Source organism: Aeromonas sp. 19NY04SH05-1, from assembly GCF_040581895.1.
GTDB lineage: Bacteria > Pseudomonadota > Gammaproteobacteria > Enterobacterales > Aeromonadaceae > Aeromonas > Aeromonas enteropelogenes.
This window is the reverse complement of sequence record NZ_CP095328.1, coordinates 4,339,774-4,352,834: the sequence shown is the minus strand read 5'-3', so window position 1 is coordinate 4,352,834 and position 13,061 is coordinate 4,339,774. Positions and strand designations below refer to the sequence as shown.

The window sequence follows — 13,061 nt, the reverse complement described above, 5'->3', positions numbered from 1 at the left end:
TCGATTAGCGAAGCGTAATCGGACGGTCGCGTAATCGGACAATCGCGTAACCGGATGGTCGCGTAACCCGATGAGCATCTAATTGGAGGCTCCCTTGGTCGGGGTTTCGGCAAGCCAGAGATTCGAGTGTCGGATATCCACACTCCCCAACCGCCTCAGGCTTATGGTTCGGCCTGTATATCCGGCTGGCAGCCGGGGCCCTGGGCGACCTCCTCCTTGAGCCAGTCGGTAAAGCCACGGATCCATCGCGTATGTTGGGCTTCGCAGGCTCAGCACCAACCTACCGATTATGTAGGTTGTGGCTGAGCGTAGCGAAGCCCAACGTTTACCGAGAAATCTCTTTTTTCCTCCCCTTTATCCCCAGCGCTTCTCCCCATTCTTTATAAATAAACGGGAGAAGGGAGCAATGCCGTTACCATCGTCCGATTACGCTTCGCTAATCGAACTTACGAGAGGGTCAGGGTGAGGGGATCATTCAGGTATTAGATGGTCAACTCCAGCCGGTTGCCTTCGGGGTCTAGGAAGGTGCTCTCGTAATAGCCGTCGCCGGTCCAGCGGGGGCCGTCCAGGTGTTTGACCTCGGCCCCCTTGAGCAGCTTGAGGCGGGCGGTCATCTTGTCCACCGCCTCCACGCTGCCGAGGGAGAAGGCGAGATGGGCCAGCCCCTGTAGCGGGTGAGGCAGGCGCAGATCCACCGGAAACAGGATGGGGGTGTGCATCAGCTCCAGACTGGCGCCGTCTTTGAAACGGACAAAGTAGGAGGAAAACTGCTTGGCCGGGTTGTGGTAGCGCTCATTCGCCTGACCGCCAAACAGCTTGCAATAGAAGGTTTTGAGGGCCTCCAGATCCTGCGCCCAGATGGCGACGTGATGAATGTGCATGATGTGTCACTCCTTGGGTTGATGGCTCCATGCTATGCTCGCGCCATCCTTGCCGACATGGCTGACGCCGTCCTGATGATGTCTGAAACTGCCAATAGCGATCTCATCGATGTCTCCCCCGACTGCCGCGAGCAGATCTGCTGCGACAGCCTGCTGCCGGCCCTGGGCCAGGAGCAAATCTGGCTGGCAGGTTATTCGCGCCTGTGTACCCGTTACCGTATCGCCCGTCGTTTCGAACATGTGCACTGCTTTTTGATCACCTTGGGCGGCGAGGGGGAGGTGCTGGTCGGGGATAGTCTTGAGCGACTCCAGGTCGGCGAGTGGGCCCTGATCCCGGCGGGCCAGCCACTTTGCTATCACTTGGGTGAGGCGGGCGAGTGGGATCTGGTGTGGTTGCTGCTGCACAGGGACTCCCCCTGGGATGACTTTGCCTGCCGCCCCCGGCTCGGTTGTACTTCCCAGCAGGCCACCTTGCTTCGCACCGTCGAGAACCTCTATGCGGAGCAGGAACGCCATCAGGATCCGTTGCTCAGTGCCCTCTTGGTGGAGCAGCTCGGCTTTTACCTGCGCCGCCTGCTGCAAAAGGGGGAGGGGCAGAGCCGCGGCGAGCGGCTGGCGCTGCGCCTCGAGCTGATGCTCAAGGATGCACTGGCCGAGTGCTGGGATGTAGCGCGCATGGCCGGCACTCTGCATCTCTCCGAGCGCCAGCTCTACCGCCTTTGCCAGCAGCACTTCGCGCTGGCCCCCATGGGGCTGTTGCAGCGATTGCGGTTGCAGCGGGCCGCCCTGTTGCTGGCCAGCAGCGCCGATCCCATGAAGCGGCTGGCCCGGCAGTGCGGCTTCAAGAACGAGTACCACTTCTCCACCGCCTTCAAGCGCCAGTTTGGCCTGGCCCCCAGCCACTATCGCAACCGGCATCATCCCGCCTTCAAAAAAGGATAAGAGTGAAACCCTGCGCCACACTCATGGTGACGCTTGGCCAAAGGGATCTGCTTGCGGTGACCGAGCTGCCGGGTGAGTCAGAAAGCGGAGAGATCCCGGATCCTGTGCCAAGATAATTCGATGGGTTGAATAGACTTGTTCCCCGTAGGGTCATGGGGCAGAAATCAGGATGATAACTATGGTGCAGGAGAGCACGACGATCCGGATATCGGATGTCAGCGAGGCGGTGGTTCACGGCATCCTCGAGGTGATCAGCGACGGGATCTGGGACTGGAACGCCAATAGCGGGTTCGTCTATCGCAACCCCGGCTGGTACCGGATGCTGGGCTACGAGCCCCATTCGCTGGGCAACAACGTCTTCACCTGGGAGACGGTGATCCACCCCGATGACATGGAGCGGGTGATGGCCCACTTCGATGCCTGTCTGAACGGCACCTCTCCCGAATACAGGGTCGAGTACCGCTGCCGTTGCCAGGATGGATCCTTCGTCTGGATCGAGGACTACGGCCGGATCATCGCTCGTAACGAGGATGGTTCCGTGGCCAGGATGATAGGCGCTCATCGCGATATCAATGCCCAGAAGCTGCTGCTGGATCAGCTGGAGCGGCGCAACCAGTCGCTGGAACAGCTGGTGGCCGAGCGCACCGCCGAGCTGGAGCAGCTCAACGCGGCCTTGCTGCAGAAGGTGGATGAGAATCGCCAGCTGGCCGAGACCGACTCCCTGACCGGCGCCGCCAGCCGCTACCGGCTGGAGCGGGTGTTGCAGCTGGAATGCGAGCGGGCCCGCCGTTTCCATCAGGTGTTTACCGTGATCGCCATGGATGTGGATGACTTCAAGCGGATCAACGACAGCCATGGCCACGCCGCCGGGGATCAGACCCTGATCAACATAGTGGCGCTGGTGCGCAACCATATCCGCGAGATCGATCTGCTGGCCCGCTGGGGTGGCGACGAGTTTATGGTAGTGCTGCCCAACACGGGCCTGGAGGATGCCAGGAAGGTGGCGAACAAGCTGCAGGCCTTGATGGCGGTAGCCTCCATCTGTCCTCATATGCCCATCTCCATCAGCTTCGGACTGGCGGAGTACCAGCAGGGCGAGCCGCCGGAAAGCCTGATGGTGCGGGCCGATCGCTCCCTCTATCAAGCCAAGCAGCGGGGCAAGAACCGGGTCTGTTGAAGGGGGGAATGGCATATGACAAAGGGCCGGATGGCGATGCCTCCGGCCCTTTGTCATGGTGTGTGGTTCGACCTGGCCTAGGTTGTGCGGCTCTCCTGGATAACCGTCATGGATATCTTGTTGACGCTCTATGAGGGGAGGGCTTGTCGTATGGATGGTTGATAATAATGAGTCGCTGTTACCTATATATTTTAAGTGATAGCGAGTATTGTCATGATGATAAATTGATAAGTGTGGGTGTTAAGGTTAAATAATATATTCTTTCACTGCTGATTTTATATTGAACGGAATCTTTGCTTGAACTGATTTGCTATTTTGTGACCTGTTTACGCGGCGACAGATTACTCATCGTTTGTTGGCCGATTGTTTATCAATCGTGGAGTAAGTAGATTCTTTTTACCCTGATTAACCCTGGAGTGCCAGGTGGATCACTTGTGGTTCGATGAAGTTTACTCCTGCATTCCAATCTTATAACCAGCATAAAGTGCTGCTTGTTTTTGTTATAGCGGACTACCTGGCTGTGTGATGTTTATCTTGCTCATGAAGGGAACAGAAAGCTCGATGATCGAGACAGTGCGCCTTAATTCAGGTTGTACCCATTGAATAGGGTTATATCATAATAAGTTCGCTTATCCCCTTGCCACAGGGGATATTATTGTGATGACGATATATCTTTGACGTCTGACAGTTGACTCAATATTGGTTATTGGGAGAGTAATCACAATCCCTTATTATATTTTCAGGCTATCGTTGCCCCCGCCAAAATGGCTATTTTCAGCAACAGCAATCAGATGTGGCCAGGCCTGATCTGTGCCGCAACAGGGGGAGAAATGTCGACAATATTGATTCTGGTAGTGGTGGGGCTGGTGGCTTACGCCATGCTCAAGCGGTTCAATCCACAGGCGACCTTGCTGACGGCGGGTCTGGTGCTGCTGGCTTATGCCCAATGGATGGGGATCACTCCCATTCTGCCTGCCGAAGAGAGCCAGGGCTTCTGGTTCTTCGATCTGTGGGAGAAGTTCGCCATGGTGACCAATTCCCGTCTTGCCTCTACCGGTTTGACCCTGGTGGCGATTGCGGGGGTGGCGACCTACCTCAACCAGATCGGCGCCTCGGCGGCCCTGGTCAAGGCCACTTCCCGCCCGATCATGGCGCTGGAGAACCCCTATGTCCTGCTGGGGATCATCCTGCTGCTGGTTTCCATCCTCTATGTCTTTATCACAGGGGCGACCTCGCTCTCCCTGCTGTTGATGGGCACCCTCTATCCCTTGTTGCGTAATGCCGGGATCAGCGCCAAGACGGCGGTGGCCACTATCGTGATCCCCACCGCCTGGGAGTTTGGCCCCGGCCAGATCAATGCGGTGATCGGAGCCAAGGCGATCAATATCGAGGTGATGCCGTTTGTGGTGAATCATCAACTGCTGTTCCAGATCGCACTGCTGGTGTGTATTCCCTTCGTCAACATCGCATGGCAGCGATATTGCGACCGCAAAGAGGGTTACGACACCGCCGCCGAGCGGGGCAAGTATTTGCACGAGTTGGAGGAGAAACACCATGACACCCCGGGTTATTACGCCCTGCTGCCGGTGATCCCCTTTGTCTTTCTGTTCGGCTTCTCCGAGCTGTTTGTCAGCGCCATCAAGATGACCATTCCGGTGGCCATGATGTCGACCATGACCCTCTGCATCATTATCGAGGCGTTGCGCTACCGTTCCATCAACAAGGCGTTTGCCAACTTCGAAGCCTGGCTGACCGGTACCGGCATGATCTTCGGCAGCGTGCTGACCCTGATGCTGGCAGCCGAGTTTTTCTCAGCCGGTCTTACCAATATTGGCGCCATCACCCAGCTGATTGATTTGGCCAAGTCGTTCGATCTCAACCCTATCGGGTTGTCGCTGGTCTTCTCGCTCTTCATCCTGCTGACCGCCTTTATCACAGGCTCCGGCAATGCGCCCGTGATGGCCTTTATTCCCATAGTGCCGCTGGTGTCGGGCCAGTTCGACATCAACCCCTTGCTGCTGCTGGTTCCCATCCTGTTTGCCGCCGGGATTGGCCGCACCATCTCTCCGGTGGCCGGGGTGATCATCACGGTAGCCGGCATTGCCAATCTGAGCCCGGTGGATGTGGTGAAACGTACCTTCGTGCCCATGATGGCGAGCATGGCGGTGGTGATGGTGCTGACCGCGATCCGTTATATCTGATCGCTACAACAAGGAGGCAAGCGCTTGTCATTGGCAGGCGCTTTTTTATGCACCCAATCTGCTTGGTTGGTGGGGGAGGGATTGCCTTTTTCACCGGATGCGGGCAAAAGAAAAGAGCGGGGCTCTTGCAAGCGCCGCTCAATGCCAGGAAAGAGAAAAAACCTTGCGGTTTAAAATCAAAAAATTTGGAAGCAAACAATCGATTTCTCAACCAGGAAGGTCTTGAATTCGATACGTTTTGATTATGCGCCTTGTTATATGCAGCACTAGTAAAATGTTTACGAGTTGAAAGATATGCGCTGCCAAGTATCAATTTTTGATACTTGCTTCCGTAACTGGTCTGGCCTTCGCCCTTCGCAGGGGCATTTTTTCTCGATGACAATTTTTCGGTGTCAATATTTGAGCCTTATGCCTTAATGTGGCTCATAAGCTGACTCGGCATAACCATGCAATCAAGCTGCAACAACAAGGAAGAGTGGCATGACCTACAGCCAGACCCTGGCCAACCAGATCCTCGATACCCTGAAAAAGAGCCTGACCGATAAAGGGATCCGCTATCAGACCCTGGCGGAGGCCATGGGGGTTTCCATCGCTACCGTCAAACGGATGATGAACAAGCCCTCCCTGCCATTCGACACCCTGCTGGAGATCTGCCATCTGGTGGGATTGTCATTTGAAGAGCTGCTGGATCGCACTCAGGATGCCCAGAGTCGGCGCGCCGTCTTCACTCAGGAGCAGGACGAGGCGTTTCACAATGAGCCCGGCCTCTACGCTTTTCTCGCCAATATCTTCTGGCGCGACAAGACCCTGATCGATCTCAAGCGGGAGTATGGCCTGACCGACGCTTCTTGCTACCTCTACCTGCGCAAGCTGGAGAAGCTCGGCATACTGCAGCTTGGCCTCGACAACAGCTATCACTTCCTCATCAGCGAGCGGATCAGCTTCGAGCAGCACAGCCGCTTCGCTCGCCAGCAGGCCCGCCAGGCGATGTCGGTGCTGGGGGATTATCTGGTGGAGAACATGCACAAGCCCAACAACTACATGGCCCTGTGTCAGCTCCATCTCAACGAGAGCGAGGCGATGGCGCTGATCGAGCGGATGAAGGAGTACTGGCATCAGGAACTCAAGCTCAATCGCCCCGCCATCGGCCATCAGGAACACAGCAAGACCTACACCATGTCGCTGCAACTGGCGGACTGCGGCTACCAGAGCTTCGACGACCTGATCCCCAATATCGACAACTGATCCCGGCGGATCCCGTGGGATCCGCGTCTCTTTATCTCCCGGAGTTGTCCGCCTGTTCAGGCGATACCCATGACCTCATGCGCGCCCGCGCTGCCCGTCTGTGTTCGCCGGCTCATCCCCGATCCGCGACCAGGGTCTGTAATGGCCCCCTCGAATACAGGCGGCATGGTGCGGGTATCGAGATGGATGCGGATCGCCACTGTGCTCGACAGTGCTCTGGATATTCCCTAATCGGCGAGCCGGACTTGCGACAGCGTGCCTGCGAGCGGCTGCAATGCTCGTGTATCGAGGTGAATGCGGATCGCATCCGGCCGCCAGTGTTCGATGTCGCAATCCACCAGCGCTCCCCGCTCGTCGTAGTTGACCCGCACCAGCCGCAGCACGGCGCTCCCCTCCGCCAGATTGAGGGAGCGAGCAATGGCGCCGCGCGCCGCCGAGGGGGTGATCTCGAGACTCGCCCCGCCCTGGCCTATGCCATAGCGCTCCCGATAGAGCTCGGTGAGGGAGCTGGCCAGCGGCGCGCTGGCGATGTCGGGAAAGCGGCTGGCCAGCAGGTGGTGGCTGACGTGCAATACAGGACGACCGTCGATGAGGCGCAGGCGGCGGATTTCATAGAGCGGCGTAAAAGGCTCCAGCCCCATCCAGCGGCAGAGCTCGCTGCTGGCCAGCTCGCCGCCGTGGGCCAGCACCCGGGTCTCGGCGGTGCGCTGCTGCTCGCCGATCCACTGGTGAAAGTGGGTGTGGATGGCGGGGTCGTAGGTGAGGCGGGGCGGTGCCACGAACCAGCCGCGCCGCTCAGCCCGGTAGATGAGGCCATCCGCCTCGAGACTGGAGAGCGCCTCCTTGATGGTGATGCGGGTGGTGGCGAAGCGCTCGCTCAGGGCCCGCTCGGCGGGCAGCTGCTGCCCCGCACCCAGCTGGCCGCTGCCGATATAGCGGCGCAGGGTCTGGCAAATCTGTTCACACTTGGAGGCACGGCCGTCGGCCACTGCCCGCTCGCTCAATCTCGGTTCGATCACGCTCATCTTCCTGTCGATCATCCTGGCTGCCGTGGCTGGTTCATCCCTCGCTGGAGTAGTCCAGCCTCACTCGGATTGAGAGTTGTAACCGTGCAGGATGACAGCGCCATGACAGGGCGATTGTCATCAAACTGCCATCAAAGCGCCCCGCCACCGTCATATTTCCCCTCTAGCATCCCTCTCGAACCTTAACTGACCTAGTCCAGAGGGATGGAATGATGAAAAGCGTGATCGCAAGTGCACTGGCCCTGGTGGCCATCAGTCAGCCACTGTTTGCCGCCGAGAACATCGCGGATCTCGAGAAGGCCGCCCGCGGTGAAGGCCAGCTCAGCAGCGTCGGCATGCCGGACAGCTGGGCCAACTGGAAGGATACCTGGCAGCAACTCGGCAGCATCTACGGCATCAAGCATCAGGACACCGACATGAGCTCGGCCCAGGAGATCGCCAAGTTTGCCGCCGAGAAGGGCAACGCCACCGCCGACATCGGCGATGTGGGCGGCGCCTTCGGCCCGGTCGCGGTCAAGCAGGGAGTCACCCAGCCCTACAAACCCTCCACCTGGGCCGACATTCCGAACTGGGCCAAAGATGCGGACGGTCATTGGATGCTGGCCTATACCGGCACCATCGCCTTCCTGATCAACAAGGATCTGGTCAAGGCCGCCCCCACCAGCTGGCAATCCCTGCTGGGCGGCGACTACAAGGTGACCCTGGGTGACGTGGGTGTCGCCTCCCAGGCCAACAACGGCGTGCTGGCGGCGGCCTATGCCACCGGCGGCAGCGAGAAAAACCTCAAGCCTGCGCTGGAGCTGTTCGGCAAGCTGGCCCAGCAGGGCCGTCTGTCGCTGAACGACCCCACCATCGCCAACATCGAGAAGGGCGAAGTGGAAGTGGGTGTGCTGTGGGACTTCAACGCGCTCAACTACCGCGACCAGATCGACCCCAAGAAGTTTGATGTGGTGATCCCGAGCGACGGTTCCGTCATCGCCGGCTACACCACCATCATCAACAAGTGGGCCAAGAACCCCAATGCCGCCAAGCTGGCGCGGGAATACATCCTCTCCGACGCCGGTCAGATCAACCTGGCGCGCGGCTACGCCCGCCCCATCCGCAGCAACGTGACTCTGCCGGATGACGTCAAGGCCAAGCTGCTGCCGGCCGAGCAGTACGCCAATGCCAAACCGGTCCAGGATCACGCAGCCTGGGAGCAGAGCTCCAAGGCCCTGCCGCGCCAGTGGCAGGAAACCGTCATGATCAACATGCAGTAAGGAGCGGCCAGTGCAACACAAGGTGATAGTGGTACTTGTGGATGGCCTCTCCGCCGAGGTAGCCCATTGCATGGGCTACCTCGCGGGCATGGTGGAGGCGGGACAGGGGTTGCAGGCCACCCTGAGCTGCGCCCTCCCCTCCCTCTCCCGGCCCCTCTACGAGTGCATCCTGACCGGAACGACGCCGGTGGAGAGCGGCATCACCCACAACGGGGTGAGCCGTCTCAGTCGGCAGGAGTCCATCTTCCATCTGGCCCGGGCGGGCGGCAAACGCACCGCGGCGGCGGCCTACCACTGGATAAGCGAGCTCTACAACCAGAGCCCCTGGCAAGCGGCCCGTGATCGCTTCACCCATGACGAGCGACTGCCCATCCAGCACGGCTGTTTCTACTGGGATGACGGCTACCCCGACAGCCACCTGCTGATGGATGGCGAGTGGCTGCGCAGCCAGTACGACCCCGATTTTCTCTTGATCCACCCGATGGGGGTGGATGATGCGGGCCACAGGTTCGGCCTCGACTCCCGTCAGTACCGCAATCAGGCGCGCCGGATGGACAGCCTGCTGGCCGACCTGCTGCCCCAGTGGCTGGCGGAGGGGTATCAGGTGGTGATCACCTCGGATCACGGCATGAACAACGATCTCAGCCACGGCGGCACCCTGACCGAAGAGCGCCGGGTACCGCTCTGGCTGTTTGGCGATGCGTTCGTGGCCCAGTGGCCGGCCGGTCCCGCCATGCAGCAGACCCAGCTCTGCGCCCTGATGGCCGACCTGCTGGGAGTTTCCCACGACAAGCCGGGCTGCCCGCCGCTGCTCAAGGCCGGCAACCTGCCGGAGGTACACTGATGATGCCCGCCACCACCGAGATCCTCGCGGATCAACCGACCGTCACCCGGCGCCGGCTGCGCCGCCACTGGCTGCCCGCGCTGGTGCTGCTGCCGTTCGTTCTCCTGATGATCCTGTTCCAGCTCGCCCCCATGGTGTGGGTGCTGGTGGGCAGCTTTCAGACCCCGGACGGCTGGGGCCTCGACTACTACCGGGAGATTTTGAGCTCCCCCTTTTATCTGCAATCGTTCGGCAACTCCTTGCGCATCGCCGGCATCGCCAGTCTGGCGGGGCTCGCCATCGGCACGCTGGGGGCGGCGGCGCTGCGCCACAGCGGTGAGCGGGTGAAACGGCTGCTGCTGGCCTTTGTCACCATGACCGGCAACTTCAGCGGGGTGCCGCTGGCGTTCGCCTTCATCATCATTCTCGGCATCAATGGCGCCGTGACCCTGCTGCTGAAATCCTGGGGCCTCATCGACGGCTTCAACCTCTACTCCGGCAGCGGTCTCATCCTCATCTACACCTACTTCCAGATCCCGCTCGCCCTGCTGCTGCTCTATCCGGCCTTCGATGCGTTGCAGGATGAGTGGCCGCAGGCCGCCGCCCTGCTCGGCGCGAGCAAGAGCCAATATGTCTGGCACGTGGCGCTGCCGGTGCTTACGCCTGCGCTGCTCGGCACCCTGATCATCCTGTTTGCCAACGCGGTGGGGGCCTATGCCTCCGCCTACGCCCTCACCACCGGCAACTTCAACCTGGTGACTATCAGGGTGGCCAGCCTGGTCTCCGGCGACATCTTCCTCGAGCCCAATATGGCGGCGGCGCTGGCGGTGATCCTGATGGTGCTGCTGGGGGTGGTGACGGCCGCCAACCAGTGGCTGCTGAAAAAGAGCTACGTGAACAAGGGGCAATCCCATGCATGATTTGAAACCTGGCTGGCCGCGCTGGGTGCTGGGAGCCCTGGTGGCTACCCTGCTGTTGCCGCTGCTGGCCACCTTTCTCTACTCCATCTCCACCCGCTGGGGGGCCACCCTGCTGCCTGACGGCTTCACCCTCGACTGGTATCTCAAGCTCTGGGGCGACCCGCGCTTTCTGGCGGCGTTTGGCCGAAGCCTGCTGGTCTGCTTCGCCACCCTGCTGCTCGGCACGCTAGTGCTGGTACCGACCGTGCTGGTGGTGGCCTACTACTTCCCAAAGCTGGATCCCTGGATGAACCTGTTGATCCTGCTCCCCTTCGCGGTGCCGCCCGTGGTGTCGTCGGTGGGGTTGCTGCAGATCTACGCCGACGGCGTTCTGCCCATTATCGGCACACCGTGGATCCTGATCGGCACCTGGTTCACCGTGGTGCTCCCCTTCATGTACCGGGCGCTGGCCAACAGCCTGCAGGGAGTACCGCTCAGGGATCTGATGGATGCCGCCCACCTGCTGGGGGCGAGCAGCCGGCGCGCCTTCCTGTTGGTGGTGATCCCCTGCCTGCGCAAGGGGCTGCTGGCGGCGCTGTTTCTGTCGCTCTCCTTCCTGCTCGGCGAGTTTGTGTTTGCCAACATGCTGGTGGGTACCCGTTACGAGACCCTGCAGGTCTACCTCTACAACATGCGTTCGACCTCGGGCCACTTCACCAGCGCGCTGGTGATGAGCTACTTCCTGCTGACCCTGCTGCTCACCTGGGCGGCGAACAGATTTCATAGGTGAATCAAGATGTTCCATCTAGAAGTGAATCAACTGCATAAGTCCTACGGCGAGACAAAGGTGTTCGAGGGGATCGAATTCGGCATCCGCAAGGGGGAGCTGGTGACCCTGCTCGGCCCCTCCGGCTGCGGCAAGTCCACCCTGCTGCGGGCGCTGGCCGGGCTCACCCCGGTGGATGGTGGCCAGGTGCGGGTGGCCGGTGAGGAGATCACCTGGCAGGAACCCCAGAAGCGGGGCATCGGCATGGTGTTCCAGAGCTATGCCCTGTTCCCCAACATGACGGTGCGGGACAACGTCGCCTTCGGCCTCAAGATGAAGCCCCAGCCGGGGCGGGATCTGGCCGCCAGCGTGCAGGAGGCGCTGGCGCTGGTGGAGCTGACCGGCTTCGAGCGCCGCTATCCGGCCGAGCTCTCCGGTGGCCAGCGCCAGCGGGTGGCCCTGGCCCGGGCTTTGGTAGTGCAGCCGCGGATCCTGCTGCTGGACGAGCCGCTCTCGGCGCTGGATGCCCGCATCCGCCGCAGCCTGCGCCAGCAGATCCGCGAGATCCAGCAGCGCCTCGAGCTCACCACCATCTTCGTCACCCACGATCAGGAGGAGGCGCTCACCATGTCGGACCGGATCTTCCTGATGAACAAGGGATCCATCGTCCAGAGCGGCACGCCGGAGGAGATCTACACCCGCCCCGCCGATGCCTTCGTGGCGGGCTTTATCGGCAACTACAACCTGCTCGATGGCGAGCAGGCCAAGGCCCTGTTCGGCCAGCACTGCCGTGGCAAGCTGGCGCTGCGACCGGAGTCCCTCTCCCTGCTGCCGGCCGGCGCCCGCAGCGATGAGCCGCACCTGCCGGGGGTTATCAGCGGGCAGCAGCTGCTAGGCAACGTGATCCGCTATCAGGTGAGTTGTGCGGCGGGGATGCTGACGGTGGACTGCCTCAACCGCTCGGCCCGGGATCTGCTGCCGGTGGGTGGCGCCGTGACCCTGGCGGTGGCCCGGGATCAACTCTGTGAGGTAGCATGACGCCCCATTACATTTCCATTTTCACTGCGAGGAGCACCCATGGCACTGGCACTGTTTGATCTGGACGAGACCCTGATTGCGGGGGATTCCGCCAGCCTCTGGCTGGAGTACATGGTGACCGAGGAGCTGGCCCCGGCCGGCATGATCGCCGAGGAGCAGGCGATGATGTCCCTCTACCATCAGGGCAAGATGGACATGCACCAGTACATGGCCTTCACCCTGCAGCCGCTGGCAGGCAAGTCGCGCCAATGGCTCGACCCGCTCTGTGCCCGCTTTGCCGAGCAGGTGCTGCGCGAGCGCATCTACCCTGAGGGGGTGGAGCGCATCGAATGGCACCGCAAGCGGGGCGACGAGCTGGTGCTCATCTCCGCCTCCGGCGAGCATCTGGTGGCCCCCATGGCGCAGATGCTGGGGATGGATCACTGCGTGGCCATCCTGCTGGATGAAGAGGCCGGCATGCTGACCGGCCAGACCCGCGGCACCCTCAGTTTTCGCGAGGGCAAGGTGGCTCGCATCAACCAGCTGTTTGCCGCAAGCGCCGACCCCTGGCGGGAGAGCCACGGCTACAGCGACTCCCACAACGATCTGCCCCTGCTGCGGGCGGTAGACCATCCCCATGCGGTCAACCCGGCGCCGGCCCTGCGCCAGCTGGCAGATGAGCTGGGCTGGCCGACCCTGGCGTGGCAGCGGTGACGCTGGTCCCCCGAATGCAACACGAGAGGCCTGCGGGCCTCTCGTTTTTTTGCGGACGTTTTGGTTGCCACTGTGGGTTGGTGTGCTTTGCAGACAGCTTCTGAAAAACCAG

At 60.9% G+C, this 13,061-nt stretch carries 13 protein-coding genes; 11 read left to right on the top strand and 2 right to left on the bottom strand.

The window, feature by feature from the left end:
- Window positions 1-482: 482 nt before the first annotated feature.
- On the bottom strand, window positions 483-881 hold the full coding sequence (locus tag MRK42_RS20085) for a VOC family protein (protein WP_042070979.1): 399 nt from the start codon (window positions 879-881) through the stop codon (window positions 483-485).
- A 75-nt stretch (window positions 882-956) separates the two neighbouring features.
- Here MRK42_RS20085 and MRK42_RS20080 point away from each other — a divergent pair, with 75 nt between their 5' ends.
- From MRK42_RS20080 to MRK42_RS20060, 5 genes are all read left to right on the top strand, one after another.
- The gene (locus MRK42_RS20080) at window positions 957-1,823 is read left to right on the top strand and encodes a helix-turn-helix domain-containing protein (RefSeq protein WP_354688597.1); all 867 of its coding nucleotides are present in this window, start codon (window positions 957-959) and stop codon (window positions 1,821-1,823) included.
- 178 nt (window positions 1,824-2,001) lie between these two features.
- Complete coding sequence (locus MRK42_RS20075) at window positions 2,002-3,000, top strand: diguanylate cyclase (protein WP_354689066.1); 999 nt, start codon at window positions 2,002-2,004, stop codon at window positions 2,998-3,000.
- An 830-nt stretch (window positions 3,001-3,830) separates the two neighbouring features.
- On the top strand, window positions 3,831-5,201 hold the full coding sequence (dcuC, locus tag MRK42_RS20070) for a C4-dicarboxylate transporter DcuC (RefSeq protein WP_026457034.1): 1,371 nt from the start codon (window positions 3,831-3,833) through the stop codon (window positions 5,199-5,201).
- A gap of 47 nt (window positions 5,202-5,248) precedes the next feature.
- The gene (locus tag MRK42_RS20065) at window positions 5,249-5,443 is read left to right on the top strand and encodes a hypothetical protein (protein WP_354688596.1); all 195 of its coding nucleotides are present in this window, start codon (window positions 5,249-5,251) and stop codon (window positions 5,441-5,443) included.
- A gap of 238 nt (window positions 5,444-5,681) precedes the next feature.
- On the top strand, window positions 5,682-6,446 hold the full coding sequence (locus MRK42_RS20060) for a helix-turn-helix transcriptional regulator (RefSeq protein WP_026457035.1): 765 nt from the start codon (window positions 5,682-5,684) through the stop codon (window positions 6,444-6,446).
- A 227-nt stretch (window positions 6,447-6,673) separates the two neighbouring features.
- On the opposite strand, the gene MRK42_RS20055 is transcribed toward MRK42_RS20060, so the two are convergent.
- Entirely contained in the window at window positions 6,674-7,486 is an 813-nt protein-coding gene (locus MRK42_RS20055) for a UTRA domain-containing protein (protein ID WP_354688595.1), read from the bottom strand.
- A gap of 197 nt (window positions 7,487-7,683) precedes the next feature.
- Here MRK42_RS20055 and MRK42_RS20050 point away from each other — a divergent pair, with 197 nt between their 5' ends.
- Genes MRK42_RS20050 through MRK42_RS20025 form a run of 6 tightly spaced genes read left to right on the top strand, consistent with a single transcriptional unit; the run spans window position 7,684 to window position 12,949 of the window.
- On the top strand, window positions 7,684-8,730 hold the full coding sequence (locus tag MRK42_RS20050) for an ABC transporter substrate-binding protein (protein ID WP_005306158.1): 1,047 nt from the start codon (window positions 7,684-7,686) through the stop codon (window positions 8,728-8,730).
- 10 nt (window positions 8,731-8,740) lie between these two features.
- Window positions 8,741-9,574, top strand: coding sequence for an alkaline phosphatase family protein (locus MRK42_RS20045; protein WP_043171849.1), 834 nt, complete (start codon window positions 8,741-8,743; stop codon window positions 9,572-9,574).
- On the top strand, window positions 9,574-10,473 hold the full coding sequence (locus MRK42_RS20040; RefSeq protein WP_005306164.1) for an ABC transporter permease subunit: 900 nt from the start codon (window positions 9,574-9,576) through the stop codon (window positions 10,471-10,473). The genes MRK42_RS20045 and MRK42_RS20040 overlap by 1 nt, the downstream gene beginning before the upstream one ends.
- Window positions 10,466-11,242, top strand: coding sequence for an ABC transporter permease subunit (locus tag MRK42_RS20035; protein ID WP_005306167.1), 777 nt, complete (start codon window positions 10,466-10,468; stop codon window positions 11,240-11,242). The genes MRK42_RS20040 and MRK42_RS20035 overlap by 8 nt, the downstream gene beginning before the upstream one ends.
- A gap of 6 nt (window positions 11,243-11,248) precedes the next feature.
- Entirely contained in the window at window positions 11,249-12,256 is a 1,008-nt protein-coding gene (locus MRK42_RS20030; protein ID WP_354688594.1) for an ABC transporter ATP-binding protein, read from the top strand.
- A gap of 39 nt (window positions 12,257-12,295) precedes the next feature.
- Window positions 12,296-12,949 (top strand): HAD family hydrolase, encoded by a 654-nt coding sequence (locus tag MRK42_RS20025; protein ID WP_042024988.1) that lies wholly within the window; start codon window positions 12,296-12,298, stop codon window positions 12,947-12,949.
- Window positions 12,950-13,061: the final 112 nt, after the last annotated feature.